The 26,209-nt window shown below is 60.7% G+C and carries 23 protein-coding genes and 1 pseudogene; 12 read left to right on the top strand and 12 right to left on the bottom strand.

Annotation, left to right across the window (positions count from 1 at the left end; all coding sequences use genetic code 11):
- Positions 1–56 precede the first annotated feature (56 nt).
- Entirely contained in the window at positions 57–1,145 is a 1,089-nt protein-coding gene (locus LB536_RS02370; protein ID WP_224589975.1) for a glycosyltransferase family 4 protein, read from the top strand.
- A complete protein-coding gene (locus tag LB536_RS02365; RefSeq protein ID WP_224589974.1) occupies positions 1,142–1,906 on the top strand; it encodes a polysaccharide deacetylase family protein in 765 nt (254 codons plus the stop codon). Before LB536_RS02370 ends, LB536_RS02365 begins: the two co-directional genes overlap by 4 nt.
- Position 1,907: 1 nt before the next feature.
- On the opposite strand, the gene LB536_RS02360 is transcribed toward LB536_RS02365, so the two are convergent.
- Genes LB536_RS02360 through LB536_RS02350 form a run of 3 tightly spaced genes read right to left on the bottom strand, consistent with a single transcriptional unit; the run spans position 1,908 to position 5,981 of the window.
- On the bottom strand, positions 1,908–2,762 hold the full coding sequence (locus LB536_RS02360; RefSeq protein ID WP_224589973.1) for an MBL fold metallo-hydrolase: 855 nt from the start codon (positions 2,760–2,762) through the stop codon (positions 1,908–1,910).
- A gap of 23 nt (positions 2,763–2,785) precedes the next feature.
- Positions 2,786–3,232, bottom strand: a complete 447-nt coding sequence (locus LB536_RS02355) for a cyclic nucleotide-binding domain-containing protein (protein ID WP_140756786.1) — start codon at positions 3,230–3,232, stop codon at positions 2,786–2,788.
- Between the two features lie 34 nt (positions 3,233–3,266).
- Positions 3,267–5,981 (bottom strand): ABC transporter transmembrane domain-containing protein, encoded by a 2,715-nt coding sequence (locus tag LB536_RS02350; RefSeq protein ID WP_224589972.1) that lies wholly within the window; start codon positions 5,979–5,981, stop codon positions 3,267–3,269.
- A 176-nt stretch (positions 5,982–6,157) separates the two neighbouring features.
- Between LB536_RS02350 and LB536_RS02345 the strand changes: the two genes are divergently transcribed.
- Positions 6,158–6,829 carry a class I SAM-dependent methyltransferase gene (locus tag LB536_RS02345; RefSeq protein WP_140808305.1) on the top strand — a complete coding sequence of 224 codons (672 nt, stop codon included), beginning with the start codon at positions 6,158–6,160 and terminating at the stop codon, positions 6,827–6,829.
- A gap of 119 nt (positions 6,830–6,948) precedes the next feature.
- Here the strand turns inward: LB536_RS02345 and LB536_RS02340 are convergent, their stop codons facing one another.
- The 4 genes from LB536_RS02340 to LB536_RS02325 are packed head-to-tail and all read right to left on the bottom strand — an operon-like array spanning position 6,949 to position 11,087.
- The gene (locus LB536_RS02340) at positions 6,949–8,145 is read right to left on the bottom strand and encodes a glycosyltransferase family protein (RefSeq protein ID WP_140756792.1); all 1,197 of its coding nucleotides are present in this window, start codon (positions 8,143–8,145) and stop codon (positions 6,949–6,951) included.
- Complete coding sequence (locus LB536_RS02335; RefSeq protein WP_224589971.1) at positions 8,142–9,386, bottom strand: glycosyltransferase; 1,245 nt, start codon at positions 9,384–9,386, stop codon at positions 8,142–8,144. Before LB536_RS02335 ends, LB536_RS02340 begins: the two co-directional genes overlap by 4 nt.
- 1 nt (position 9,387) lies before the next feature.
- The gene (locus LB536_RS02330; protein WP_224589970.1) at positions 9,388–10,602 is read right to left on the bottom strand and encodes a glycosyltransferase family protein; all 1,215 of its coding nucleotides are present in this window, start codon (positions 10,600–10,602) and stop codon (positions 9,388–9,390) included.
- On the bottom strand, positions 10,599–11,087 hold the full coding sequence (locus tag LB536_RS02325; RefSeq protein WP_224589969.1) for a hypothetical protein: 489 nt from the start codon (positions 11,085–11,087) through the stop codon (positions 10,599–10,601). The genes LB536_RS02330 and LB536_RS02325 overlap by 4 nt, the downstream gene beginning before the upstream one ends.
- 522 nt (positions 11,088–11,609) lie before the next feature.
- Between LB536_RS02325 and LB536_RS02320 the strand changes: the two genes are divergently transcribed.
- On the top strand, positions 11,610–11,816 hold the full coding sequence (locus tag LB536_RS02320) for a hypothetical protein (protein ID WP_224589968.1): 207 nt from the start codon (positions 11,610–11,612) through the stop codon (positions 11,814–11,816).
- A gap of 183 nt (positions 11,817–11,999) precedes the next feature.
- Positions 12,000–12,254, top strand: a complete 255-nt coding sequence (locus tag LB536_RS02315) for a hypothetical protein (RefSeq protein ID WP_140756800.1) — start codon at positions 12,000–12,002, stop codon at positions 12,252–12,254.
- 292 nt (positions 12,255–12,546) lie between these two features.
- On the opposite strand, the pseudogene LB536_RS02310 reads toward LB536_RS02315, so the two are convergent.
- Both LB536_RS02310 and LB536_RS02300 read right to left on the bottom strand, forming a co-directional pair.
- Positions 12,547–12,875 (bottom strand): annotated as a pseudogene (locus LB536_RS02310) (proline racemase family protein); the annotation flags it as partial.
- Between the two features lie 394 nt (positions 12,876–13,269).
- Positions 13,270–14,181 (bottom strand): LysR substrate-binding domain-containing protein, encoded by a 912-nt coding sequence (locus LB536_RS02300; protein ID WP_224589967.1) that lies wholly within the window; start codon positions 14,179–14,181, stop codon positions 13,270–13,272.
- 341 nt (positions 14,182–14,522) lie between these two features.
- Here LB536_RS02300 and LB536_RS02295 point away from each other — a divergent pair, with 341 nt between their 5' ends.
- The 7 genes from LB536_RS02295 to LB536_RS02265 all read left to right on the top strand — a co-directional run bounded on the left by LB536_RS02295 (position 14,523) and on the right by LB536_RS02265 (position 22,808).
- Positions 14,523–15,476: an ABC transporter substrate-binding protein gene (locus tag LB536_RS02295; RefSeq protein WP_224590078.1), complete on the top strand. Its 954-nt coding sequence runs from the start codon at positions 14,523–14,525 to the stop codon at positions 15,474–15,476.
- Positions 15,477–15,549: 73 nt separating this feature from the next.
- Complete coding sequence (locus LB536_RS02290; RefSeq protein WP_224589966.1) at positions 15,550–16,437, top strand: ABC transporter permease; 888 nt, start codon at positions 15,550–15,552, stop codon at positions 16,435–16,437.
- Complete coding sequence (locus LB536_RS02285) at positions 16,430–17,476, top strand: glycine betaine/L-proline ABC transporter ATP-binding protein (RefSeq protein ID WP_224589965.1); 1,047 nt, start codon at positions 16,430–16,432, stop codon at positions 17,474–17,476. The genes LB536_RS02290 and LB536_RS02285 overlap by 8 nt, the downstream gene beginning before the upstream one ends.
- 121 nt (positions 17,477–17,597) lie before the next feature.
- Entirely contained in the window at positions 17,598–18,701 is a 1,104-nt protein-coding gene (locus tag LB536_RS02280) for a glycine cleavage T C-terminal barrel domain-containing protein (RefSeq protein WP_224589964.1), read from the top strand.
- Complete coding sequence (locus LB536_RS02275; protein ID WP_224589963.1) at positions 18,698–20,314, top strand: AMP-binding protein; 1,617 nt, start codon at positions 18,698–18,700, stop codon at positions 20,312–20,314. The genes LB536_RS02280 and LB536_RS02275 overlap by 4 nt, the downstream gene beginning before the upstream one ends.
- Complete coding sequence (locus tag LB536_RS02270; protein ID WP_224589962.1) at positions 20,311–21,099, top strand: crotonase/enoyl-CoA hydratase family protein; 789 nt, start codon at positions 20,311–20,313, stop codon at positions 21,097–21,099. Before LB536_RS02275 ends, LB536_RS02270 begins: the two co-directional genes overlap by 4 nt.
- Positions 21,100–21,107: 8 nt before the next feature.
- Positions 21,108–22,808, top strand: coding sequence for an acyl-CoA dehydrogenase family protein (locus LB536_RS02265; protein WP_224589961.1), 1,701 nt, complete (start codon positions 21,108–21,110; stop codon positions 22,806–22,808).
- Positions 22,809–22,842: 34 nt separating this feature from the next.
- Here the strand turns inward: LB536_RS02265 and LB536_RS02260 are convergent, their stop codons facing one another.
- Genes LB536_RS02260 through LB536_RS02250 form a run of 3 tightly spaced genes read right to left on the bottom strand, consistent with a single transcriptional unit; the run spans position 22,843 to position 25,977 of the window.
- Positions 22,843–23,928 (bottom strand): ABC transporter substrate-binding protein, encoded by a 1,086-nt coding sequence (locus tag LB536_RS02260; RefSeq protein WP_224589960.1) that lies wholly within the window; start codon positions 23,926–23,928, stop codon positions 22,843–22,845.
- Positions 23,925–25,316: a sensor histidine kinase gene (locus LB536_RS02255; RefSeq protein WP_224589959.1), complete on the bottom strand. Its 1,392-nt coding sequence runs from the start codon at positions 25,314–25,316 to the stop codon at positions 23,925–23,927. Before LB536_RS02255 ends, LB536_RS02260 begins: the two co-directional genes overlap by 4 nt.
- A complete protein-coding gene (locus LB536_RS02250; RefSeq protein WP_224589958.1) occupies positions 25,303–25,977 on the bottom strand; it encodes a response regulator transcription factor in 675 nt (224 codons plus the stop codon). Before LB536_RS02250 ends, LB536_RS02255 begins: the two co-directional genes overlap by 14 nt.
- Between the last annotated feature and the right edge of the window lie 232 nt (positions 25,978–26,209).

The raw sequence follows: 26,209 nt of genomic DNA, 5'->3' as shown, positions 1-26,209 counted from the left end.
AGTCGATGATGCTTCGAAATTGACTTGCGCATGCTTTCCGATGATAGGGTCGCGCAATGCGAATTGCCTTCTACGCACCGCTGAAGTCGCCCAATCATTCCGTTGCCTCCGGCGACCGCCAGATGGCACGCACGCTGGTCAAGGCGCTGGAGCATGGAGGACACAGCGTCGAACTGGCATCCGAATTGCGCTTCTATCTACGCGAACCGGAGCCGAAAAGTTTCGATGCGCTCAAGATAGAGGCCCGAGAGGAAGCCGCGCGGCTGACCAGGCTTTGGGATCGTGACGGCAAGCCCGATCTATGGTTCTGCTATCATCCCTATTACAAAGCGCCCGACCTGATCGGGCCCGAGCTGGCGTCGACCTTTGCTGTCCCATACGTGACGGCGGAAGCCTCCTATTCGAGGCGGCGCAATGCCGGTTTGTGGGCCGATACGCAGGCGTTGGTGGTGCGAGCCGTCGAACAGGCGGCGCTGAACATCTGCTTCACGCAACGGGATCGTCAGGGCCTGGCAGATGCGATACCCGGGGTCGCTGTTGATATGCTGTCGCCCTTTATCGACACATCGGTATTCCAGGAAATGCCGGCACGAGGTTGTCCAACGCGCCTCGTTGCCGTTGCCATGATGCGCCCGGGCGACAAAGTCGAAAGCTATCGCATGCTGGCGCAAGCGCTCGGTCTGATCGGCCACCTGCCCTGGACCATGTCGGTCGTCGGCGACGGGCCTGCCCGTGACGAGGTCAAGGCGCAATTCGCCGGCTTTGCCGCCGACCGTATCGAATGGCTTGGCGCGATTGAGCCAGCCGCAGTGCCGGATATCCTTTATGGCGGAGGAATTTACGTCTGGCCGGGTTACGGCGAGGCCTATGGCGTTGCCTATCTTGAAGCACAGGCCGCCGGCCTTCCGGTGGTGGCTCAGCACATCGCCGGCGTGCCGGAAGTCGTGCGAGATGGCCAGACCGGGTTTCTCACCCCGCCGCGCGATGTGGCGGCGTTCGCTTCTGCCATTGAAAGGCTTCTGGCCCGTAACGATGAAAGAACCACCATGGCTGCAGAAGCCAGACGTTTCATCCTTGAAGAACGTTCCCTCGGCGTTGCAGCGGCGCATCTGGCCGAACTTCTTCCGAAGGTCCCGGTTTCATGACATCGTCCGATCGGATCTGGCAGCCCTTGGTGGAAGAACTGGCGGGCCGGCAACGGGCGGGTCGTAAGGCAGAGTTCTGGCTGCGCGACGATGATGCCGTGGATCCGACGCCTGCGCTTGATCGGCTGCTCGACCTCACCGGTGAATTCGCGGTTCCAGTCACTCTGGCCGTCATTCCGGCCCTCACTGATGAGAAGCTGGTCGCCCGGCTTGACGAGGCGCCGCATGCCACGGTCGCCATCCATGGATGGGTGCATCGAAATCATGCGCCCGAGGGTCAGAAAAAGCAGGAACTCGGCGCCCATCGGCCACGCGAGGCGGTGCTCGATGAACTGGCTGGCGGGCTGTCGCACGTAACCGGCCTGCACGGCGCGCGCACCGTTCCGATGCTGGTGCCCCCCTGGAACAGGATCGACGCCGGCCTGGTATCCGACCTTGGATTGATAGGATTTGCGGCATTGTCGGTCTATGGGCCGCCGAAGCAGGCTTCGCTGGCGGTCATCAACAGCAATGTCGACATCATGGATTGGCCTGGCACGCGCGCCTGCCGCGATCACGGCCTATTGGTCCAGGCAATCATCGCGCACTTGCAGCATGCATTCGACGACGAACCGGTCGGCCTGCTCACTCACCATCTCGTACATGATGAATCGGCATGGCTTTTCCTCGAACGGCTGTTCGCGGTCACCGCACGGACTGAAGCCTGCGCATGGCTTCCGATCAGGACATTGATCGCGCGCAGCGCCGGTAGAAGAAAATAGCTCAGCGCTTTTTATGCGATGAGACTGGAAATTTGAGCGTCTGGCCATCCCGCGCGGCAAACGCGCCGGCAAACCTGTCCTCGGCCAGTTTCTCCATCTCGTCCAGTTGCTCGTCGGTGCGTGCTGGATCGTGGTGAAACAGCGCGAGCCCCCGCGCACCGGCCGCCTCACAGAGCTTGACGCCCTGTTGCCATGTCGAGTGGCCGTTACCGCGGCGGCGTTCCATTTCCTTCTCGGTATAGGTGCAATCGTAAACGACGAGGTCTGCATCGTCGATCAGGTCGAGCACCGACTGATCGAGCTTGCCCGTCTCGTGCTCGGTGTCCGTGATCACGGCCACGACGCGGCCGCCCCATTCGACTCGGTAGCCTATGCAGCCGCCCGGATGGGTAAGGCTGCCGGTCCGAACCACCACCCCTTCGCGCGGCCGAAGCACGTCTCCGGACACGAAATCGCGGCAGTCGAGCTTTGCCTTGCAGACGTCCATTTTCACCGGAAACCACGGCGGCCGTATGAACTCATCGATCATCTGCCGGGTCGTCATGCGTCCTGCAAGATGCCCGGACCAAACGGTAAGCTTGACGCTCGGGTCAAAGATCGGCGCAAAGGCCGGCAGCCCGATGATGTGATCGTAATGGCAATGGGTGAAAAGCAGGTCGAAATCGGTCACGTCCGCCGCCTGAAACGACCTGCCGGCAGGCCGCAGGCCAGACCCCGCGTCGAACAGAAGCGTATGCTTGCCGCATCGCATCTCAATGCAGCTTGTGTTGCCGCCATAGCGAGCGAATTCTGGCCCGGATACCGCCATGCTGCCGCGCACGCCCCAGAATCTGACCAGGAAAAAATCGTCGTCCATACTATTTTTCGCCCATCGTGGCTCTAGGCGGTTCGTGCGTCGATCAGATCCGCGGTCGTATGGCTCAGCCGATCGGCAAGAACCCGCAATATCTCGATCGTCATTTCCGGGAACTCCTTCATAAGCCTCAGGAAATGATCCTTGCGGATTCTCAAAGCCTCCAGATCACTTGCCGCTCTGACGGTGGCAGTGCGGGAGCTGTTGCACAATATGGCGATCTCGCCGACGATCGAATTTGGCAGCAGTTCGGCAACTTTTATCGGCCCGCTGTCGGAATCGACCAGAATATCCGCCCTGCCTGAAAGGATGACATAGGCGGCGTCTGCCTCGTCGCCCTGCCGGAAAAGAATCTGGCCGGCGCCGTAGTTCACGCGATCGGATGTGAACGCGAGCAGCTTGAGCTTTGCCGGCTCAATGCCAGAGAACAAGGGAACGCGTTGCAGCATTCCAACTTCATCCTTGAGCAGCATTGTCGCAAACCTTCCTAAATTCGCGTCTGCCAGACTATGACAGAAGTTCCTTGAAAATACCGTTCCCTGCCAAAAGTGTCTCGTGTGTACCGTCTTCCACCAATTGACCCGAGTCAAAGACGATAACGCGATCGAACCCTATCGCCATTGCCGGACTCGTCACGACCCACACAATTGCCGGCGAATGGCTGTCGCGTCTGGCCTCCTCGAGCACGTTTCGCAGCACCTTGTCCTGAATGCGCTGATCGAGCGCCGACAGCGGCCGGTTGAGAATGAGAAAATCGGGACGTTTGAGCAGGGCCCGGGCAACATCGAGCTTCTGTCGCTGTCCAGCGGTCAGCCGCCTGCCGCCGGCGCCGACGTTGAAATCCAGGCCGACATCCAGAAGCTCGGCATAAAGCCCCAGCTCGTCAAGAATTTCATAGACGATGGAGCGTATGCGGTCCGGCGCGTCGGGATGGTTGTTACCCACACGCCCGAACAGGACATTGTCCATGACGGTGGCCGCGGCAATGTATTTGGCAGGATCATACCGTTCGATCGCGTTTTGCAGCTCGGACGGCAGGTTTTCATAGAACTGGTTGCGTGCGGCGACGATCTTGCTCATCAGCTCGCCGGTCAGCAGGCCGAAGCGGTGCCGGGGCTCGATATAGGCAAAGCTCAAGGTGATAATCATGGCGCGGTCGGCCTCCGAAACCGCCTCGTAGGGACGGTTCTTGAGCCGCTGCAGCAAGGTCTCGTAGGTGGGGATCTCTTCGGCGCTCATGAAGGCGAGCTGCTGAAGGAACTGGTGATCGGGCGGCAGGTCGGCAAACAGCTCGATCGCCTGTTCGGCGATCTCCATGCCCATTTCGTAGAGCGTGCGGTCAAGGCCGGCTTGCTTCAGCACGGAAGCAAAATAGGGATTGGCCGCCAGAGCCTTGTCGGCCAGTTCGGGGCCGGCGGCCGCGCCGAAAAGCAGGTTCTGGCCGATCGTCGCTTCCGTGTTGTAAGCGCCCGGCTCGAAAGGAACCACCAGTTCGCGCAGCCCTTCCTGTTCCAGCCGGGTTCGCAGCGCTGCACGCAGTTCGACGATCCGCCCGGCAAGCTTCGTGTGACGCGTGAGGTCGGCCGAAGAGCGCAAGCCAAGATCCAGAATGTCGCGCGACAGAAGAACCGCGTCGAGCACCCGGCGCACGGCTTCAAAGAGGTCGTGCGGTCCGGTAGCCCCGGCGGAAGCATAGTTGATCCAGTCGCTGTGGATGTCGAGATCCGGATTGCCCGACCGACGCGCCTCGTCAATGTTCCAGCGGTGCTGGTCTGCCGCGGCACCGTCATAAGTCACCTGTGTCAGCGGCGCATGTTTCAACCCGTAGAGCAGGTTATCGCGGAGGCTTGCCTGGAACAGGAAAACATCCGACGAGGCATAGGACATGCGCCGGCCGGTCACTGCTTCCGGGAGTTCAAGCAGGTCGTCGGTGCCCGAAGTGACCCTTCCACTGTCCGGCCAGTTCAGCCGCGCGAAGGCTTCTGCTAGCGCCTCCGCTCCACCTGTTGGGGTGCTTACCAGCGCCACCGTCTCAGCCGGCTTGACCTGCATGGAGATACGGTTGAGGAGCATTGAACCGCCATCGTCTGCCATGGACAGACCGACCGCCGACAGCGGGTTTGTCATCGGACCGGGATCGTCGATCGTCAGTGCTCCGATTCCCGGCGCAATGATGTCATCGACGGTAAACTGTTCAACGACCTGTTGATATTTGACCTGGACATCCTGCCGATCCTGATCCCAGTCGATCAGTTCCTTCATCGGTCCGGGCAAGTCCTTGTAGGCGCCGATCACGGCCACGAGTTGGCCGACGTCCAGCCGGCCCCCGATGACCAGATACCCGCCGATCATGTAGAACAGAAAGGGCGTGAGCTGCGCGAGAAAATTGTTGAGGAACTTTACCATGAATTTCCATTGGTAAAGATCGAAGCGGATCTTGAAGATGAGCCCGAGCCGGGCAGCTATGTCGGCGCGCTCGTAGTTTGACGTATCGTGGACGTGAACCGCGCCGATGCCGTCGACGATTTCGCCAACCCGGCCCGAAAGCGCGCGCGCCGTCAATTGTCGTTGGCGCCCGAGCACGAGTAGCCGCCGCCGCATTCGCGGGATGAGCACGATCTGGATCACCACGATCACGACCGCTATCATTCCGAGCCAGACGTTCTGGACCATGATGAACAGCATGGCCGTCAGCGCCTGGCCGCCGAGCAGCACCGGCTGCAGGAAGGCATCGCCGATGAAGCCGCCCAAGGGCTCCACCTCGTCCTTCACCATGGTCGCCACTTCGGCGGATTTCACCCGCTTGAAGTAAATCGGCGGAAACCGCAGCACACGATCGACCAGATCGAAGCGGATACGCCGCAGCATGCGTTCGCCGAGACGGCCCTTGTAGGTGTTGATGTAGAGTTTGAACAGGCCGTTGATGACGACCAGCAAGAGGAACACGATGCTCAGGGCAAGCAGCGTCGCCTTGCGGCCGAGCTGAAAACCGGAGAAGAACAGGACCTCGCCAATCAACGGCAGGTTATAGTGCAACCTCATGAAAGGCAGGGTCGCGCCGGGTTGCTCGAAGCCGCGGCCTTGGATCGGGCCGTTGACGATCAGCTTCGGCAAGTTGAAGGACATGAAATACGGGATCATCGAGAGCACGACGATCAGCAATATCCAGACCTGCTGCTTCTTGGTGTGCGTCCAGATATAGCGGGCTAGGCTGGGTTCCATATGCGACTGTGGACCTCAGTTGGAAGGATGGATGCAAAAGCACCTGCTGGCGAATGGCGTATCGGCAATTTCTTCGTCGCCAATGACAAGCTCGAAGCTGCAGTGCACGGAAGTAGTGCTGCGCTCAGCAAGATTGCGTTGTGTCGCCCGAAATCCCAACATACAAGGCGAATATGATGGATGTCACGCAACCGCGCAATGCCGGCATGGACGGGCACGAGCAAGCCTTGGACCTCACCCGAGGAATTGCGGCCTATGTCAAAAACCCTCTCGTGGCAGGGCTGGCGCGCGTCATCGCCAAGCACCCGAACGCCGATATCGCCAACGCCTTCAATCACAAACAGGTCGCCTGCAAGATGTGGGCGCTCGATAGGCTGTTCGAAAGCTGCGGCGGCCGGTTCGGGCGCATATGGGTTCTGGGTGGTTGGTATGGCGTGTTGCCGGCAATGCTTTTCAACGATGCCCGCTTCGACATCGCGGCGGTCGATAGCATCGACATCGATCCCGAAGTCGCGCCCGTCGCCCGGACCCTCAATCGGGAAGCCGGCGACCGGTTCCGGGCGCTGACGGCAGATATGTATGCACTCGACTATGCGGCCGAGCGGCCCGACCTGACGGTCAATACGAGCTGCGAACATATAGCCGATCTGCGCGCCTGGCTTGCTCTGCTTCCGCTGGGCACGAATGTTCTGCTGCAATCGAACGATTATTTCAGCGAGCCGACGCACGTCAACTGCGTGGCTTCGCTGGCAGCCTTCGAAGCAATGGCGGCGCTACGGGAGGTGCGGTTCTCCGGCGAACTGCCGACAAAAAATTATACGCGCTTCATGCTGATCGGAACTGTCTAATGCATTTCGCCCAAAAATTGCGTAGCGGTTTTGGGACTACGACATACATAAAAACAACGGCTTGAACCGCGTCGCACGAGATAGAGCGGTTCTGCGTTTCCGTGAAACGATAAACCGTTCTAGGATGCATCGTCCGTTTGATCATGTACTTTTCCGAAATCCGGTCCCCTTTTTACGGGCCATGTTCGATACCGCTCGCGCAGGATTTGCGCCGAGTGGCGGGCGCCTTCCAGATCGAGACGATGCGCGGATGGTCTCGGTGCCACAAGCGCCTCTTTGATCGCTTGCGCCAAGCCTTCAGGCGTTAGGTCCCTTTCCATCACAACCGTCGCAAGACCGAGTTCTTCTAGCCTCAGGGCGCGAACCGTTTGTTCTGTTTCCCCGCCGGTTGCAAATGGGACGAGCAGGGAGCGACAACCCGCGCGCAGGACATCGCAGACCGTGTTGTAACCAGCCTGCGAGACTGACAGGCGGGCGCCGGTCAGCAGGCTGGCGAAATCTTCGCGGAACCGGAAGATAGACAGGCCCGGCGTGACATCGCGTGCGATCGCGTCAAACTCGTCTTTCGGCAGGTTTGGGCCGGTGATCAAACACCATTTCCAACCGTTGTTGGCACTCCGCGCCGCTGCGATGGTGGAGCTGACAAGGCTCTTTCCGGCAGCTCCGCCGCCAACTGACACCAGAACGTCGAAGCGCTCGGAGGCCGCGGGCGACGACGGCGCGGCAACGAGCCCCGTGTAGGTGACCTCGGCCTTGATCGCCCCGGCCAGGGGAAATGTCTTGTCGATGGTTGCGAAAGCCGGGTCGCCGTGGACCATAACCAGATCGAAATGCCTATTGACAAGATCAACCGTTTCCTCATTTCGGCCCGGCTTGACGCGCTCCTGAAGGATATCACGGACGGACGTCGCCAGCAGCGGTCTGGGCGACATTGCGTCGATGGCCTCGATCAGCGGCAAGAGTTCGAAACGCATCTGCCGACGTCCAAATGGAAACGCCTCGACAATGACGATATCAGGCCCGCAATCCCGGAATGCCTGCAGCAGCATCTCCGAACGCCGTTTCTTGAAATCATCGTCGATGGGTTTGCCCTGCAGGTCGACAAGTCCGGAAAATACTTCATCGCCGGAGGTAACAGGTGGCAGGGTGACAGATTTTACTCCCAGTCCCGGAAACCCCGCGACCGGAGCTCCGCCGGTCACGACGGTTACGTCAAACCCGTCATCGACCAGAGCCGCCGCAACGCGGCTGGTGCGTGCGAGATGGCCGATACCGAGCAGGTGCTGGACATAGAGGAAGGCACGCAGCTGCTTCAATCGGCGGCCCGCCACTCGCGCTCGAACAGTTCCTTGAGCTGTCCAATGCTCGCCATATGATCGAAATTGCCGCGCACATGCCGCTCTGCGGCGTCGCCGAGGCGGGCGCGCAGCACGGGATCACGGATCAGGCGCTCCAGCGCTTGTGCCAGGGCAATTGGGCTACCGGTCGGTACCAGCAGCCCGGTTTCATCCGGCGATATAAGCTCCGGCACACCAGAAACATCGGTGGACACGCAGGCAAGCCGCTGGCTAGCTGCCTCCACAAGAACATTTGGCAGACCGTCCCGGTCGCCATTTGCCGTGATCCTGCAGGCCAGGGCGAAGATGTCGGCGCAGCGGTAGTGCTCAAGCACCTGCTCCTGCGCAAGCGCGCCTTTCCAAGAGACGCGATCATCGAGGCCGAGCTTTTGCGCCAGCGCCTTGAGCCGTTCCAGTTCCTCGCCGTCGCCGATATGCTCGAAACGCCAGGCCAAATCGCCAGGCAAGAGGGCAAGGGCCTCCAGCAAGGTATCGTAACCTTTCTTTTCGACGGCGCGCCCGACACTCAGAACGATAACTGGTTTGTCCGGCGCCGAGCCGTCATGCTGTTTTCGCACCTCGCCGAAACTGCCGAAGCGATCAAGGTCGAGCCCATGATAACTAAGATGCACACGCGCGTTGCCGTTGGCGAGTTGTTTCAGACGATCGAACCCGGTTTTCGTGCAAGTGACCGTCCAGCGCGCCGAGGAAAGCTTGCCAGCCAGATCCCAGTCTGCCGAAGTCCAGATGTCCTTGGCATGGGCCGAGCAGCTCCAGGGCAGGCCACGAAGCTGGCTGGCATAGCGCGTCACCGATGCCGGCGTGTGCGCGAAATGTGCATGCAACCACCCCGCGTCTTCCGGCCATTCGGCCGCCAGCACGAGCGCTTGCCCGAAGCGGCGGACGCGACTGCGCGTAAAGTCGCGGGGGATATCGGCAGCTAGCGATCCGAGCGCGCGCCAGAAGCCCGGCCGCGGCAGATAAGCAAACAGCGAGCGGACCACGCGCAGCGGCTCTTGATGCAGATATTCCGGCAGATAATGGACGGGCGCTTTGATCTCGTCATGCACGGGGTGGCGTCTTGCGTCGGTCGGCCGCCTGAGCGCGACAAGTATCAGGTCGAACCCCGAACGCTCTAGACCGAGCAGTTCCTGCGCGATGAAGGTTTCCGACAGCCGCGGATAGCCCTTCAGAACCACGACGATCTTGCGATGTTGCAACTCAGCTCATGCCTTCAATGACCGAAAGGTGATGGCCGGCCCGCCGGGCGAGCAGTTCCGCGACAATCTCGGAAATATGAGGCAGCCCTTCCAGCGTCAGATGCGGATTACTCTGTGAGGGGCGGGACCGGCCCGGCAGCGCCACTAGTGCATTGGCAAACCGCTGGGAGTCCTTGGCTTCCTCCGGCAAAAGCATCTCGATGAGGCCGAGTTCGGCTGCGCGCCGAGCGCGGATCAGTTGTTCCTGGCGGGGCTCGATGCGCGGCACGATCAGCGCCGGCTTGTCGAAAGATAATATCTCGCAATAGGTGTTGTAACCGCCCATCGCCACTACCGCCTTGGCGCCGGCAATCAGGTCTTCCATGCGGTTGTCGAACTCGATGATCTTGATGTAGGGGATCTTGGACCCCTTCTTGAGCAGCTTGTTGCGCTTGCGCGCCGGCATGTAAGGCCCAAGCACGATCAGCGCCCTGTGCTGCAATCGCGGATCCTGCTGATAGGCATCGATGACGTCGTGAATCAATTCGGCACCGTCGCCGCCGCCACCGGTGGTAATGAGGATATAGTCGCCCTCGGGCCGGTGACCGGGCAACTCGTTCCGCTGCAGGCTCCGTTGCAGGAAACCGACGAAACTCATCTTTGCCCTGACAGCCGGCGGCACATCCAAGCCGGTCAACGGATCGTAGAAATCCGGCGGCCCATAGGCCCAGACCTTGTCGTAGAACAGGCCTATCTTGCGCATCACATCCCTGCGCGCCCACTCTGCTTCAAGCAGGTGCGGCGCATCCATCACCTCGCGCAGGCCAAGCACCAGCGTGGTGCCCCGCGTCTTGAGGTAGGACAGCGTATCCTCAATTTCACCGCGCAGGCCGAGCGGTTCCTTGTCGACGATGAAGATATCCGGCCGGAAGGTCTCGGCTGTGTGGCGGATGATCGACTGGCGCAGCCTCAGCGTCTCATGCAGATCGATATCCTTTTCCAGCGAGGTGTATTCGCCGTTGCGCAACTTGATGACGCTGGGGATCTTCACGAAATCGACACGGGCGCGGTAGTCGAAGGCGCCAGCGATAGTCGCACCCGAAATGATAAGCACCTGAAGTCCGCGGAAATCCTCGACCAGCGAATGCGCGATAGTCCGGCAGCGCTGCAAGTGGCCGAGCCCGAACGTGTCGTGGCTGTACATGAGAATTCGAGCGTTTTCTGCGTGCTGGGTCATTGTTGAACGTCTCTTAGAATTCTCGCCTTGAGGACCGTGAGCGACGCGCCGGCTTCGAAATCATCCTGATTTTGAAAAATGAGGCCGCCATTTTCAATGTGTATTTCTTCCGTGGAAAGCTTGTCAGATAGGCTTTCTGATTGTTGAGTTGGCGAATATCGCCTCGGCAGGAGCGGGCCGAGACTCGCTGTTGTCGATTTGGGAAGGATCGAAGGAATGTGGTATCCAAAAGGTCGGCAGAAATCACCCTCGTGATTCCAAAAAGTTCCGGTGTCTCCGAACTCCATTGGTTTCGGAGCGGTGAAGGCGAATTCCGCTATCCTGCCCATATAGCCAATTGATCGGTCGCCGGGCGTCGCATGGCCCATATTGTTGTAGACCTCATTTCGCGCGCCATTGCTCTTGGTCTTGGGGGACCAAAGGTGCTGCCTATCAATCTCTTGACTGGCGGTCTTATGGTGATTCACCGACCAGAACTGAGCCATCTGTCGCCCAAGCTAGCCGGAATTTCAGCAAGAATCGAGTGGATGCCAGCGCTCACAACGCACCGCCCGCAGGAGGGCGTGTGCAAGACCAGTTGCTTGTCGATCGCTGTGGCCTTCTAGTTGGGCCGGCAGATCGACCATGGTGCCGAAAGCAGTCCTCGGCGCCGCCGACGAAGAAGTGGATGGGGACATCCTTGCACCACGCCGAGCGTCTGCCGGCAGTGTCGAGATGGGCGCCGTGGTGGCCGCCAACCAGCAGCTGTTATCAACGCGGTCACAACCATCAGCGCGCGCATCATGGCCTAAGCTCTCGCCCGTGCCGTGCCCGCGGCTGGGCGGCGGCGTATCGCTGACTATTTGAAGTGTCCGGAAATGCGAAGTTTCGTTAGCAGGATTGCGGGGCCGCGGTACGCGGCGCGCTACGACTTCTCGGATCCTTACGTCGCGCCAGCCTGCTTGCCGCACGAAGGCCTATCCGCGCCATGTCGAACAAAGCGGCATGGACCGGCCTGCTCGAGCAGGATGGCCGTTGAGGTGATGGGGGATAAGACAGACAACCTCTTAATCTCGATAAGCACCGACCTCTCCACCATAAAGCGCAATCTTAAGCAGCCGATGGGCGACTTAGGCCAGCAGTTCGACAGGCTCGGCAAAGGCATCGACCCGTCGTCCACTCCGATGCAAAAGCGCATCAACGAAATAGTTGGTCTGCCATTTGCTCCAAAGTAGAAAGGATGGCGTGGAGCGCTTGCCGATGCCGGGACTAAACAGCTCCTTCCGAGCGAGGGCCTCAACGGTATTCAACGTACGGTTTGATCCAAACGGGAGCGAAAACAGCCATGCCTCGGAGCCACTTTAGCGCAAGCTGATTAAATCGTGGTTGGTAGCAATCGCGGGCGCGAGTGTCGCAGTATGGAGTTGAGACTATCTCTGGCGGATCGGTTTGTCTTCCAGCATGGTCATGGCCCAGGTGCCATTCAAAGCGGCACGCCAGCCTGTCACATTGCGGCACCAGGAACTATTTTTGGAACCGTCTTGGGACTGATGGGCGGCTTCGCTATGGCTGCTGTGGTATGCGGGAAGCCCGCAACCCTGCTGCTCATTGAAAACCATCTGTACAATCTGCTGGCGGTAGTGGAACGGAACCGCGCACCAAAGGAAATTTAGGGTTGCTAGCTGGGTTTTCTATCTGAATGCAAACGGCGGTGATTTTCCCGAATCACCGCCGTTGATGCAACCAAGCCACAGGGAAGGACGGCTAGGCACATGAGAACGATCACCAAATTAAACCTACCGGTGAGTCCGTCAAGTCGTCCCGTGGCCACATGTCGTAAGCACATGAGTTGTCCGGATTAGGTAGCACATGAGTTGTCCGGTTTTATCGCCAGCAAAAGGAGGCTGGGGATGAGACCGACAGCATGGCTACAGGGCCGGGGAATGCAGAAGTTTCGGGACGTTTTTCCTGGCGGAAGGTGTCGCCGACCTTCAGTCGGCCTTTCCCATGAAGTTGCGCCATGCGAGCCGAAGTGCCGGTGCCGCCTGACGAACGGTCGATCGCCTTGTCGCCGTAAGATGCCGCGCCGCGGCCGTCGGCCTTGCTACTCGAGGGCCTGTCGCACCAGATGACGTGGTGCACGCCGCGTATCCTCTCGTCTTCAGGATGAACTGGATTGCAGACGGTTCGAGCGCGTCGAAGAGACTGCGACTGAACTCCACGATGTCACTGGCCGACATCCCATCCAAGCCCTGCCACGAGGCATGCGGCTCGACTACAGCGTAGTAATCACCCCGCTAACGGGGCCCTGCTCCCTACGCTTGTTAATGCATGTCCTCGGTTCTTGGATAACGACATGCATAAAATCAGAAGCTTACAGCAGGTCGGGCGAATCCTATTCGCCGCGACATGCTGTAGGCGCCGCGGAACTCTCCGACTGACGGGATATCTTCAAGGGTTCGCAATCTGAAAATAGGGCGCGATCTCGCGCGCGCTCAAGCAATCCGTCTTCCAATAGCTCAATATTGCGGATCGCTACTGCGCAACCGATTGGATGGCTTGGATATGCCCGTGAATGAACGCCGCACTCGGATGGTTTGATCGGCGAAGGTCATCGAACAGGCGGCTCGATACCATTACGCCGCCAAGTGAAAAGCGGCGATGGCAGCTTACAAACAGACACGAACTTCACAATGAGTTGCCCTGCGATGTCGTCCTCTTATCGACCAAGGACTGGATCACAAGCCTTCCGATCTTGCTATCCAGAAAATCCTGCCGTGCGACCAAGAAATACCCTCGTTCGGATGAGATCGGCTCTGGATCCATTGCAATCAGAAGCCCATTCGCGATCATCTCGTCGATCACGCCGCTCCAGCCCAGCCCAATTCCGTACCCCATCAAAGTCTGATGAATGGCAATGCCATGGTTGGTCACTGTGATGCCGGCATTGATACTCTGACTGTCCGGCGACCTTAGGTCCCGCCAGTCCGACCAAGTGAACCAGCGCTGTTCTCGATCCTCAAGGTGGATCAAAGGCCCCTGAGCGAGCATTTCGGCGCGAGAAACGCCGGCAAGGCGCGAAGCGAGAGCGGGCGCTGCCACCGGAACCACAATTTCCTGCATCAGCAAGCGGCTTTCGTACCCTGACCAATCGCCGCTGCCAAAAAGAATAGCGCAGTCCACCTCCTCCAACGGAATGTCTTGATCGCGTTCCGCCGTCGTTACCCTGACAGCCAGATCGGGATAGAGGCGCCTGACTCTCTCCAGACGCGCCATAAGCCAGAACATGGCAATGCCCGGATAGGTCGCGAGCGTCAGGGCATCCTGTCGATTATTTCTTCGGAGCTTGGCGCTCGCCCTGGCCATATCCGAGAGGCCGTTCGCTATCGTCTGGTAGTACGACAGCGCCTCGGCAGTTGGCACCGTGAGCGAGCCCTTCCTTTCGAACAGCTGGACGTTGAGGTCTCTTTCCAGAGCATGAATCTGGTGACTGATGGCGGGTTGGCCGACATTCAGTTCTCTTGCCGCCCGGGTAAAGTTCCCGAGCCGGATACAGGCCTCGAAAACCCGCAACGATTTCAAAGGAGGTAAATCATGCATTCTGGAGCAGCCATTTTGCCTGTCGATGCCGAACGGCAATGTTAAGATTAGCAGCCATCATCAAAAAAAGTAATGCACCGATGAATCTTATCTGCCTGTCCATGCCTCAAGCCGGGTGAGAAAAACAGTCTGGGAGAACGGGAATGGGAGTCGGCCCGGCCTCGGCCATCGCCGGCTTGGAGGAAAGCTTTCATAGACGAAAGCTGGCTCTGTTCTCGATAGCTGTTTGAGGAGGCGGTGGTCGTCAAACAGCGAAGCCTGCATCAACCGCTTGGGAGGAAGAAATGAAATACAGACACATTGTTGCATGCCTCGCCGGGACAACCCTCGGCCTTCTGTCGATGGCATCGGCATCGTTTGCGGCCGGATGCGGCGAAGTGACAATCGCCACGATGAACTGGCAATCCGCTGACGTGGCGGCCAGTCTCGACAAATTCATCTTGGAGAAGGGCTACGGCTGTTCCGCTGAAATCGTTTCCGGCGACACTGTGCCAACCCTGACCTCGCTCGCCGGCAAGGGGCAACCGGATATCGTTCCCGAGGCCTGGGTCAGCCTGCAGCCGGAACTGGTCAAAAGCGCTCTGGACGGAGGCAAGGCGATAGCTGCATCGAAAATCCTTTCCGACGGGGCGATCCAAGGTTGGTGGATTCCGCAATACGTCGCCGAGGCACATCCTGACATCAAGACGATCCCCGACCTTTTCAAGCATCCCGAACTCTTTCCCGCTCCGGAGGACAAGAGCAAGGGTGCCGTCTACAATGGTCCGCAAGGCTGGGGCGGTACGGTCGTAACCACGCAGCTCTTCAAGGCGTTCGGTGGAGAGAAAGCCGGTTTCACGCTGATCGACACCGGATCCGCGGCCGGGCTCGATGGCTCGATCGCGAAAGCCTACGAGGCCAAGCAGCCCTGGGTCGGCTACTATTGGGCTCCGACCTCGCTCCTCGGCAAGTACCCGATGGTCAAGCTCGGGTATGGGGTCGACTATGATGCAGCTGAATGGAAGCGCTGCACATCGATCGGCGACTGCCCCGACCCAAAGCCGAATGCATGGCCCGCAGACGACGTGCAGACGCTTGTCAGCAAGACTTTCGCCGATCGCGCCGGTCCGGCAATCATGGACTATTTGAACAAGCGCGCATGGTCGAACGATACCGTCAACAAGCTGATCGCCTGGATGACGGACAATCAGGCGACCGGCGAGGACGGCGCCAAGCATTTCCTCAAAAACGATGAGGACATCTGGAAAGCCTGGGTTTCTCCCGAGGTGGCCGAAAAGATCAAGGCCTCCCTCTAACTGCCCGCGCAAGCGGTCGAGGGCGGCATCGCTGAGCTGGCGCCGCCCCGCCTTTTCCACGGGGAAACTGGGAATGGATTCGTTCTGGAAATTTCCGACGATGGACGCAGATACGCTGCGTCTCTTGAAGAAGAATATCGATGAAGGCTTCCGTGCATTCACACGCGCCTACGGCGACAGCATAGAGAGCCTTTTCAACCCGCTTCAGAGCTTCCTCATCTGGGCTGAACGCCTGCTCCTCGCAACCCCATGGCCGGTCGTGATTGCGGCGGTCGCGGTCATTGCCTGGATCACAAGTCGCAGCATGAAGATTGTCGCAGGCTGTGTCGTGACGCTTCTGGTCATCGGCTGGTTCGATATGTGGGACGACACGATGAAGACGGTGTCGATGATCTTCGTCTGCACCGTGCTTGCAATCGTGATCGGAATACCGATCGGGATTGGAATGGCCCGTTCGAACCGGTTGCAGCGCATCGTCAATCCGGTACTCGACGTCATGCAGACAATGCCCAGCTTCGTTTATCTGATCCCCGTCGTCATGTTGCTGGGGATCGGCCGCGTGCCCGGCGTCATTGCGGTCGTTATCTACGCTGTTCCGCCGATGATACGTCTTACCAATCTCGGAATCCGTATGGTCGACAAGGATGTGCTGGAGGCGGCGGATGCCTTCGGCTCATCGAGCTGGCAGAAGCTGCGCAATGTCCAGCTCCCGCTTGCGCTGCCCACGATCATGGCAGGCGTCAACCAAACGATCATGATGGCGCTTTCCATGGTGGTGATCGCTTCGATGATCGGCGTGCAGGGGCTCGGCCAACCGGTGCTCAAGGCAATCGCCAACCAATACTTCACTCTGGGCGTCTTCAACGGCCTCGCCATTGTCGGTATCGCCATCATCTTCGACCGCATCAGCCAGGCGTACGGCAGCCGCCTGCAAAAACACCGAGAGATCGTCCATGGCTGAAGCGAACCAGCCCGGGATCGACATCAGGAACCTCTGGAAGGTTTTCGGACCGAATGCCAAAGCCATGGTTCCGTTGCTGGAGCAGGGGACTTCCAAAGCCGAACTGAACGGGCGCCACGGCCACGTCCTTGGTCTCAAGAACGTCAACATCACCATGCCGGCCGGAGCGATACAGGTCATCATGGGCCTTTCCGGCTCCGGCAAATCGACGTTGATCCGCCACATCAACAGACTGGTCGACCCGACGGCGGGCGAGATCTTGGTTGGCGACGAAGACGTCGTGCAAATGGGGGCTCATGAACTGCGCGAGTTCAGGCGGCATAAGACGGCGATGGTGTTTCAGAAGTTTGCGCTGCTACCGCACCGCAACGTCCTGGAAAACGTTGTCTACGGCCTGGAGATACAAGGTGTGCCGCGACGCCGGCAAGTCGAGGCGGCCACCCGCTGGGTCGACCGTGTGGGTCTTGCCGGTTTCGAAAAGCACTATCCCAACCAATTGTCCGGGGGCATGCAGCAGCGTGTTGGGCTTGCTCGGGCGCTCGCAAATGATGCTCCGATCCTGCTGATGGACGAGGCGTTTTCGGCGCTCGATCCCCTCATTCGCACGGACATGCAGACGGTGCTGCTCGATATCCAGAAGGAAATCAGGAAAACCATCGTCTTCATCACCCACGATCTCGACGAGGCCCTTCGGCTAGGCGACCGAATCGCCATTCTGCGCGACGGGGAAGTGGTGCAACAGGGCACCAGCCAAGACATCGTCCTGCGACCCGCAGACGACTACGTCAAGGCGTTCGTCAAGGAGGTCAGCCGGGGCCGCGTCGTCTATGTCGAGGCAGTCATGGCGCCGTTCAATCCGGAGGATCGGTCATTGGCTACCGTGCCAAGGCAAACGACGCTTGATGCCGCCGCGAATGTGCTGATGCAGCATTGCTGTGAGCATCTCACCGTGATGGACGAAGCCGGAACGCCGGTCGGCCAGATCAGCCTGCGACAGCTTTTGCGCGCGATCGTGACTCCGGCTGATGACATCGGTTGAACTGACGGCCGTTCTCTGGGCGGCACATTTCTGTCAAGATATCGCGGCCGCGAGGGCAGCGTAACCGCAAGAACCGGCAATCGGAATTCCCGTGCCCGTCGGGACGCAACAGGAGACCTCGATGTTTTCATTTTCACCGACGGCACGTGTTCGACCGTCCCCCTTTTTCGAGGCCGCGGTGGCGGACGGCATGGTGGCCGCGAACGTCTACAACCGCATGATCATGCCGACGTCCTACGGCGATCCCGAGGGCGAATACTGGCGCCTCATCAACGGGGTTTCACAATGGGATGTGGGCGTGGAACGCCAAGTGCAACTCAAGGGACAGGACGCCGGCCGGCTTGCGCAGATCCTGTCGCCGCGCGATCTCTCCACTTGCAAGGTCGGCCAGGGCAAATATGTGCCGCTGTGTAATCATCGCGGCACGATCATCAATGACCCTATCCTGTTAAAGCACGCCGACGATCTCTTCTGGTTTTCAATCGCGGACTGCGACATGTGGCTGTGGGCAAGCGCCGTCGCGGCGGAGCGTGGTCTAAAGGTCGATATCAGCGAACCCGACGTCTCTCCGATGGCTCTTCAGGGACCCAGGGCCGAAGACGTGGTGGCCCACGTCGTCGGCGATTGGGTACGCACGCTCAAGTACTTCTGGTTCAAGGAAACCGAGATTGAAGGCATTCCAGTCGCAGTGCAGCGGTCGGGGTGGTCCAAGCAGGGCGGGTTTGAGATCTACCTGAAGGATGGCAGGAAGGGCACGAAGCTCTGGAACATCTTCAAGGAGGCAGGCAAACCCTGGGGGATCGGACCGGGAGCGCCCGCAACGGCCGAGCGCACGGAGAGCGGGCTGGTTTCCGTCGGCGGTGACACCGACGAGGACACCAATCCCTTCGAAGTGCGGCTGGGCAAATATGTGGACCTCGATGTTCCGGACGATGTCGTCGGCATTGAGGCGCTACGCAGGATCAAGGCCGAGGGGCCGAAGCGGCACCAACTGGGTCTCGTGCTCGATGGCGCAACGCCTGCGCCGCTCGGCACAAAACGCGAGGATATCACGCGCGACGGCTCCATGGTCGGTGTAATGACCAATTGCACATGGTCGCCTCGCATGAAGGCGAACATCGGATACGCCCTTATCTCAGCCGGCATGAAGGCGGGCGAGACTGTCATCGTTCACCGCCCTGGCGGTCCGACCGCTGCGCGGCTTGTGGAGCTCCCATTCCTATGAATACCGATGCACCCTATCTCCGACCAAGGCCCGCCAATTATGTCCCGCTGACGCCCCTTTCATTTCTGAGGCGAACGGCCGAACTCTATCCAGACCGATTGGCGCTTATCGATGAGGATCGACGCTTCACCTGGCAGGAGGTGCGCCAACGCTGCGAAGCTCTGGCCGCCGCCCTCATGGATATCGGTGTCAAGCCGGGTGACGTGGTTTCCGTGCTTGCTCCGAATACGGCGGAGATGTTCGAGGCGCAGTTTGCTGTCGCAATGGCCGGCGCCGTTCTTAACACCATCAACATCCGCCTTGATGCCGACACGGTGGCCTATATCCTGGACCATGCGGAAACCCGGGTCCTGATGCTGGACAGGCAGTTCGCATCGACGGCTGAGGAGGCGTTGCAGCGCACCAAGGGCGGCCGACCCGTCATCATCGATCTCGGCGGGCCAGGGGACGCCCTGCCAGGCAGCCAGCTCCATTCGGATCTGGTTCGATCCGCGCCCGCCGACTTCCACCCGGTGTTCCCGACCGACGAGTGGCAGACCCTATGCCTCAACTATACGTCCGGTACCAGTGGCAGGCCGAAGGGGGTGCTCTACCATCACCGTGGCGCCTACCTGATGGCGCTCGGTACCATTGCCGGCTGGGGTCTGGCGGGTCATCCGACCTATCTCTACACAGTGCCCATGTTCCACTGCAATGGCTGGGGCCATGCGTGGACCATGACCGCGCTCGCCGCGACGATCGTCTGCTGCCGGCAGATATCGGCCAAGGCCGTTTACAATGCCATCGGTTCCTTCGGCGTCACGCATTTCGGCGGTGCGCCGATCGTGCTGGGCATGCTGGTCGAGGCCGCGGAAGCAGAACGGCCGGTGCTTCCGCACAAGGTGCGGGTGATGACGGCGGGGGCGCCTCCGCCGGCGGCGATCCTCGAGAAAGTCGAGGCATTGGGCTTCGACGTCATGCAGGTCTACGGCCTCACGGAAACATACGGCCATGTCGTTCAGTCCATTTGGGAGGAAGAGTGGAACGAAATGGATGTCGCGCAGCGCGCGACGATCAAGGCACGCCAGGGCGTGCGTTTCCCGATGATGGAGACTGCCGAGATCCGGGATGTCGAATCGGGAAAACGTCTGCCGAAGGACGGGACCGCGATGGGTGAGATCGTGTTGCGTGGCAACACGATCATGAAAGGCTATCACAAGGATGAAGCCGCTACGGAAGCAGCCTTTGCCGGCGGCGTGTTTCATAGCGGCGACGTCGCCGTGCAACATCCCGACGGCTTCCTCGAAATACGCGACCGCTACAAGGACATCATTATCTCCGGCGGGGAGAACATTTCCTCGATCGAAGTGGAATCCGCCTTGTATCGCCACCCCGCCGTCAGCGCCGCCGCTGTCGTGGCCAAGCCGGATGCCAAGTGGGGCGAAACTCCCTGTGCCTTCGTGGAATTGAAGCCGGGGGCGAGCGTCACCGCTGACGAGTTGAACCAATTTTGCCGCCAGCATCTTTCCGGCTTCAAGGTTCCCAAGAGCTACGTCTTCGGGAGCTTGCCCAAGACCTCAACGGGAAAGATCGAAAAATACAAACTGCGCGAAAAAGTGAAGACAACACCATGACGAAACCCAACTACATCACCATCGAGACGGACGGCCCGGTAACGATCGTAACGCTGGTGCGCGAGGACCGGCGCAACGCAATCAGCGAAGATATGCTGCTGGAAATCGAAAACGTGTTTCGTGCGCCGCCGGAGGGCACGCGATCCTTCGTGCTTGCGGCCAAGGGCGACCACTTCTGCGCTGGGCTGGATCTTCGCGAGCACTATGACAAGGACCGGTCTCCGATCGAGTTCATGACCATGTGCCAGAAATGGCACCGTGCTTTCGATATCATTCAGTTCAGCGGAATCCCGGTGATTGCCGCCCTGAAGGGAGCGGTCGTCGGCGGAGGGCTTGAGCTGGCAGCGGCCGCCCATGTACGCATCGCCGAAGAAGGAACCTTCTTTGCCCTCCCGGAAGGCCAGCGCGGCATTTTCACTGGCGGCGGGGCGACCGTGCGCGTGGCCCGGATCGTTACCCCGGCGCGCATGGTCGATATGATGCTGTCGGCCCGCACATACGATGCGCGGCGTGGCCTGGACCTTGGCCTGTGCCATGAAGTGGTGGAGGCAGGGCAAGCATTGTCACGTGCCAGAGAATTGGCCGCACAGGTCGCACGTAATCCGCCGACCACCAATTTCGCCATCGTCACCGGCATATCCCGCATCAACGACATGTCCACCACGGACGGCCTGTTTGCGGAGGGCTTGCTCGCAATGGCGGTTCAGACCAATCCGGAGATCAGGGATCGGCTGGAGGCGTTCTTTTCCAAGAAGACCAAGCGCCTCGAACCCGGCGTGAGTTGACGTTCGCGATGACCTACAATCCGCCCATCCCCCAAATCCTTCTGGCGATGCAGACTGCCGATCGGTTTGCCACGCAGAGCGGGGACCTTTCCCCCGAAGACGTCCAGGCCATCCTCTCCGAAGCAGGGCGTTTTGCGAGCGAGCGCATCGCGCCCTTGAATCCGGTTGGTGACCGAACCCCTTCGACCCTCGACGAAAGCGGAAAGGTGACCACGCCGCCGGGCTGGCGCGAAACCTACCAGGCCTGGTGCGAGGCGGGCTGGAACAGCCTGGCAGGACCAACCGAATATGGCGGCCAGGGGCTTCCGATCTCGCTGGCCGTGGCCTGCACCGAGTTCTGGAATTCGTCCTCCATGGCTTTCGCCCTCTGCCCGCTTTTGACTGCTGGCGCCATCGAAGCCATCTCCGAGCACGCCTCTCAGGAGCTCAAGGACCGCTACCTGCCCAAGCTTGTGTCCGGTGAATGGACCGGGACCATGAACCTGACGGAGCCACAGGCCGGTTCCGATCTTTCAAATCTTCGTTGCAAAGCCAAACGGACGGGCGACGGCAGCTACCGCATTACCGGCAACAAGATCTTCATCACCTATGGCGAGCATGATTGCTCGCCGAATATCGTACATCTGGTTCTTGCACGGCTGGAGGACGCGCCCGCGGGCACGCGCGGCATTTCCCTGTTCCTGGTTCCGAAGATCCTTCCTGACGGCTCACACAACGATCTGCGGTGTCTTTCGCTTGAGCACAAGCTCGGCATTCACGGCTCGCCCACCTGCGCCATGGCTTATGGCGACAACGGAGGCGCAAGGGGCTGGCTCATCGGCGAGGAGAACCGTGGTCTCAATTGCATGTTCACGATGATGAACAATGCGCGGCTCCTGGTCGGGACCCAGGGTGTCGCGCTCGCGGAGCGGGCGACGCAGGCGGCCTTCGCCTATGCAAGAGAACGTCTCCAGGGCAGCACCCCGGGCAGAGATGGAAATACAAGCCCCATCATCCGCCATCCCGATGTCAGGCGAATGCTGCTTGAGATGCGAACCCGGACGGCCGCGGCGCGCATGCTGTGCATGGCGACGGCCTTGTCGATGGGCTCGAGCGTGAACGCGCGGACAGAAAACGAAAGGCGACATGCCTACGCGCGAGCTTCAATACTGACGCCTTTGGCCAAGGCGTACTCGACGGATATCGCGGTGGAAGTGACCTCGACCGCAATCCAGGTCCACGGCGGCATGGGCTACGTCGAGGAGACCGGTGTGGCGCAATACTACCGCGATGCGCGCATTCTTCCGATCTACGAAGGCACGAATGGCATCCAGGCTATCGACCTCGTCACGCGCAAACTGCTCCTTGGGGGCGGTGAGACGCTGTCTCAGATTTTGGAATCTTGTCGCAGGACATTGTCCGGCTTCGGCAGCTGTTTGCCGGCCATGGAAGCTGTAGCTGACACGGTGGATTTGGCGAAAATGCTCTGCGATGCGCCCGGCGGCTCGTTGGCACTCGCGGTCGCCGTGCCATTCCAGCGTGCCTTGGCCAGCGTCGTCGCCGGTGCTCATCTGGCTGAAGCCGCAGCGCTTGCACGAGGCGGCGCGCTTGAGACAGAAGCTGCGGTCAACGCAAGGTTTTTCATCGCCGTTGAATTGGTATCGGCAGTTGCTGCGGCGAAAGCGTCATTATCCGGCGCCGATGCGACAGGTTCGGATGACCTTGAATAGTCGGTGTACCTGAGCCGCGCGACTGGCATAGAAGTCAGGGTGACGGCTTGGCGATCAAGCTCGCCCAGTCGGCGATGAAGCGCTCACGCAGAATCCTGTCCTGAGCGGCAAGCAGGGCGGGGCCGATGCGGATGGGCCGTCCTATGCCCGATTCCATCAGTGCCGCCGGCCCGTCGACACCGTCGGGCAAGGGCGATTTCTCCGAGAAGAAAAACGCCTGCTCGCGGGCGACGCGCTGGCCGCGCTCGGACAGCAGATAGTCGAGAAACCGCGCCGCGAGATCGCGGTTGCCGGTGGTCGTTGGGATCATCACGCCCCTGGACAGGATCAGCGCGTAGTCGCGCGGCACGACGATCTTCAGGTTGGGGTTCTTGCGGTAGGCGGCATAGGCGTAGGACCCCAGAATGTTGTAGGCGATACGAATGTTGCCGCTGGCGACTTCGCCGAGAACCTCGGCGTTGCAGCAACGTTTGACCGCTTCCGCCCGGCTGAAGCTTTCCAGCAGCCGCCCGTAGATCGTCGGCGCCTGGCGCGCGTCGTTGAAGGCCAGCAGATAGCCGATGCCGGAGGCGGCGACATCGTAGGTGCCGATGCGGCCGCGGTAGACCTCGGGCTTGCGGCGCAGAAGATCGGCGAGCTCGTCATGTGTATGCGGGACGTCCCCGGGCGGTACTTTCGTGGAATCGTAGACGATGACGGCCGGCTCGAAGGTGAAGCCGTACACCTCCTCGCGCCAGTCGGCCCAGGCCGGCGCCGATCGCGCTTCGGGCGAGACATGCTGCAGGGCGCAGCCGTCATTAGCCAGTTTCACCAATTGATCCACCGACGACGACAAAAGGATGTCGCCCGGCCCGCTGCCCTGGCGGCACGCCTGCTCCGCCTCGCGGAACAGGTCGTTGGTGACGTAGTCGGAGAACTCCACCGACACGCCGGGCGCAATTTGCTGGAAGTCGAGGACGAGCGGCCGCATCGCGTCGAGATCGGTCGCCGCATGGATGGTCAGCACGGCCGACTGCGCCTGTTTCGACTTGAAGAACACCCGGTCGCCTTCGACGGCGCTGGCGACGCCGGCAAACAGCAGCAGGGCCAGGGCGCACAGCGTGGCCAGGGTCGCTCTCATGACCTCTCCTGCGCGTGAAGCGGCAATTCCAGCACCACGGTGAAACCGTGTGCACCGGTCTTCTCGCGAAACCGAAGCGCGCCGCCGAGAACGGCCGCGACCTCGGAAGCGATGGCGAAGCCAAGTCCCGCGCTGCCCTCGCCGCTTTTTGTGGAGGTAAACCGCCTGGTCAGATGGTCGAAGTCCGCCGCCGACAGACCTGGCCCGTCATCCTCAACGGCGACCATCGCCAGCCCATTGCCGGTGGCGACGCGCACTTCGAGCCGGGAGATGGTCCCATGGCGCAAGGCATTGTCGATGACGTTGACGATCGCCTCGCGCAGGCTGAGCGCATCGCCGAGAACGGTCACCTCCTCGTCCGGGGCCTCGAAGGAAACGACGATGTCCGGATCTACGGTGATCGGAACGGCGGCACGAAAGGCTTTGCGCGCCGCTTCGGTCAGATCGACCGGCGCCAGTTGCGCCGAATCGAACCGGTGTATGACCATCGCGTGGCTGAGCAGCTGATTGGTGAAGCGCGACAGCTCCGCCGTGCGGTCGCGCACCCTTGTCAGATGGCGGCGGTCGCCTTCGGACAGGCGTTCGTCATTGATCAGGCTCACCTGTGCCGACAGGGCGGTAAGCGGTGTGCGCAACTGATGGGCACTGTCGGCGACGAAGCGCTGCAGCAGCTTCATCCGGTCGTCGAGCCGGTTCATGAAATGGTTGATGGAGGCGACGAAGGGCGATAGCTCGCGCGGCACCGCCACGGCAAGCGGCGTCAGGTCTTGGGGATCGCGCGAACGCAGCTCCTCGCCCAGATCGGCGACCGGACGCAGCGAATAGCGTACCGCCAGGGCCGAGCCGGCAAGCGCCAGGACGCTCATGACGGCGACCAGGACGCTGGCCCGCAGCGTCAGTTGCGACGCCAGCTCCGCCCGCGCTTCGGTGGTCTGGGCGATGATGATGTGAGCCCATCCGGAAACCGCCGGATCGGACAGTGCGCGGCCCGTGACCGCCACGCGCACCGGCACGCCGCGATAGACGGCCGAATGAAACACCGGGGTCGACCGCACCGCGCCAAGATCGATCCCGGGCGGAAGATCGTCATAGCCGGTCAGCGTCCGGCCCGACGGCGCCATCACCCGGTAGAAGATGCGGTCCCGCCCGGCCAGGCCGAGCAGTTCGAATGCGGACGGCGGCAGATCGAAGGTAAGCGTTCCCTCCTCGACCGTCAGGCTCTCGGTCATCTGGAACGCCGCGCCTTGCAGCAGGCGATCATAGGCATCGTCGGCGGCGGCACGCGCATAGTACCAGGCGGCGGTGACCAAAATGGCCGCACCCACCGCCAACACCAGCGCGACGCGCAGCACCAGCCGCGAGAAGAGGGACCGCTCAATGCTCTGCATCGGAGACGAGCTTGTAGCCGATGTGCCGCACCGTGACGATGTGCGCCTTGGCGCCTTCCAGTTTCTTGCGCAGGCGACCGATATAGAGCTCGATCGCGTTGGCGCCGGCGGCCTCGTCGAAACCGAACAATTGGTCCAGCAATTCGTCCTTGCCGAAAACCCGGCCGGGTTTTGCCGCCAGGATTTCGAGAAGGCTGATTTCGCGCCGCTTCAACTGCACCTCGCGCTTGCCGACGCGCACGCTCCGGTTGGCCCGGTCGAGCACGATGTCACCGCAGACGACCAGGTTCGTCGCCTCGCCGCTACGCCGGCGCATCAGCACCCTTGCGCGCGCTTCGAGCTCGCGAAAATCGAACGGTTTGATCAGATAGTCGTCGGCACCGAGATCCAGTGCGCTGACGCGGTCGTCGACTTCCGAGCGCGCGGTCAGCATCAGCACCGGTACGGCATTGCTGCCTTGCCTGAGCCGTCGCAGGATCTCGAAGCCGTCGAGACCCGGCAGCATGACGTCGAGAATGACCAGGTCGAATTCAGTGAAGTCGAGAATCTCCGACGCTGCATCGCCGTGTGTTTCCCAATCGACGGTGTGTCCGACCGCTTCGAAGCGACGGACGATGGCCTCGCCGACATCGTGGGTGTCTTCGACCAGCAGAATACGCATCAGCAACGTCTTGCACTGAACCCGGCGACGTTCAAGCGCCAAAGCCGCTACCGGCGGGCATGACAGCATGGTGACAGTTTTGAGGTGTATCAGACCTGCGTCTGTCCGCGGCACGAGGAGAGTCCGGACATGCGCGGGGGAGGAGAGCCCCGAAAACAGACGAGACGTTTGATCGAACGCGGCCGGTGCCGCGGCGACCAGAGGCTTCGTGCACTCGCCCGCCGCTGGCGGG

Source organism: Mesorhizobium sp. ES1-3 (assembly GCF_020164795.1).
Lineage (GTDB): Bacteria > Pseudomonadota > Alphaproteobacteria > Rhizobiales > Rhizobiaceae > Mesorhizobium.
Note: the sequence above shows the minus strand (reverse complement) of the source record. Positions and strands in the feature narration are given on the sequence as shown.

Bases quoted from the DNA above. Each gene is read 5' to 3' on its own strand.
- LB536_RS02370 (WP_224589975.1), top strand. From the start codon at position 57: ATGCGAATTGCCTTCTACGCACCGCTGAAGTCGCCCAATCATTCCGTT.
- LB536_RS02365 (WP_224589974.1), top strand. From the start codon at position 1,142: ATGACATCGTCCGATCGGATCTGGCAGCCCTTGGTGGAAGAACTGGCG.
- LB536_RS02360 (WP_224589973.1), bottom strand. From the start codon at position 2,762: ATGGACGACGATTTTTTCCTGGTCAGATTCTGGGGCGTGCGCGGCAGC.
- LB536_RS02355 (WP_140756786.1), bottom strand. From the start codon at position 3,232: ATGCTGCTCAAGGATGAAGTTGGAATGCTGCAACGCGTTCCCTTGTTC.
- LB536_RS02350 (WP_224589972.1), bottom strand. From the start codon at position 5,981: ATGGAACCCAGCCTAGCCCGCTATATCTGGACGCACACCAAGAAGCAG.
- LB536_RS02345 (WP_140808305.1), top strand. From the start codon at position 6,158: ATGGATGTCACGCAACCGCGCAATGCCGGCATGGACGGGCACGAGCAA.
- LB536_RS02330 (WP_224589970.1), bottom strand. From the start codon at position 10,602: ATGACCCAGCACGCAGAAAACGCTCGAATTCTCATGTACAGCCACGAC.
- LB536_RS02325 (WP_224589969.1), bottom strand. From the start codon at position 11,087: ATGGCTCAGTTCTGGTCGGTGAATCACCATAAGACCGCCAGTCAAGAG.
- LB536_RS02320 (WP_224589968.1), top strand. From the start codon at position 11,610: ATGGCCGTTGAGGTGATGGGGGATAAGACAGACAACCTCTTAATCTCG.
- LB536_RS02315 (WP_140756800.1), top strand. From the start codon at position 12,000: ATGGAGTTGAGACTATCTCTGGCGGATCGGTTTGTCTTCCAGCATGGT.
- LB536_RS02300 (WP_224589967.1), bottom strand. From the start codon at position 14,181: ATGCATGATTTACCTCCTTTGAAATCGTTGCGGGTTTTCGAGGCCTGT.
- LB536_RS02295 (WP_224590078.1), top strand. From the start codon at position 14,523: ATGGCATCGGCATCGTTTGCGGCCGGATGCGGCGAAGTGACAATCGCC.
- LB536_RS02290 (WP_224589966.1), top strand. From the start codon at position 15,550: ATGGATTCGTTCTGGAAATTTCCGACGATGGACGCAGATACGCTGCGT.
- LB536_RS02285 (WP_224589965.1), top strand. From the start codon at position 16,430: ATGGCTGAAGCGAACCAGCCCGGGATCGACATCAGGAACCTCTGGAAG.
- LB536_RS02280 (WP_224589964.1), top strand. From the start codon at position 17,598: ATGTTTTCATTTTCACCGACGGCACGTGTTCGACCGTCCCCCTTTTTC.
- LB536_RS02275 (WP_224589963.1), top strand. From the start codon at position 18,698: ATGAATACCGATGCACCCTATCTCCGACCAAGGCCCGCCAATTATGTC.
- LB536_RS02270 (WP_224589962.1), top strand. From the start codon at position 20,311: ATGACGAAACCCAACTACATCACCATCGAGACGGACGGCCCGGTAACG.
- LB536_RS02265 (WP_224589961.1), top strand. From the start codon at position 21,108: ATGACCTACAATCCGCCCATCCCCCAAATCCTTCTGGCGATGCAGACT.
- LB536_RS02260 (WP_224589960.1), bottom strand. From the start codon at position 23,928: ATGAGAGCGACCCTGGCCACGCTGTGCGCCCTGGCCCTGCTGCTGTTT.
- LB536_RS02255 (WP_224589959.1), bottom strand. From the start codon at position 25,316: ATGCAGAGCATTGAGCGGTCCCTCTTCTCGCGGCTGGTGCTGCGCGTC.
- LB536_RS02250 (WP_224589958.1), bottom strand. From the start codon at position 25,977: ATGCGTATTCTGCTGGTCGAAGACACCCACGATGTCGGCGAGGCCATC.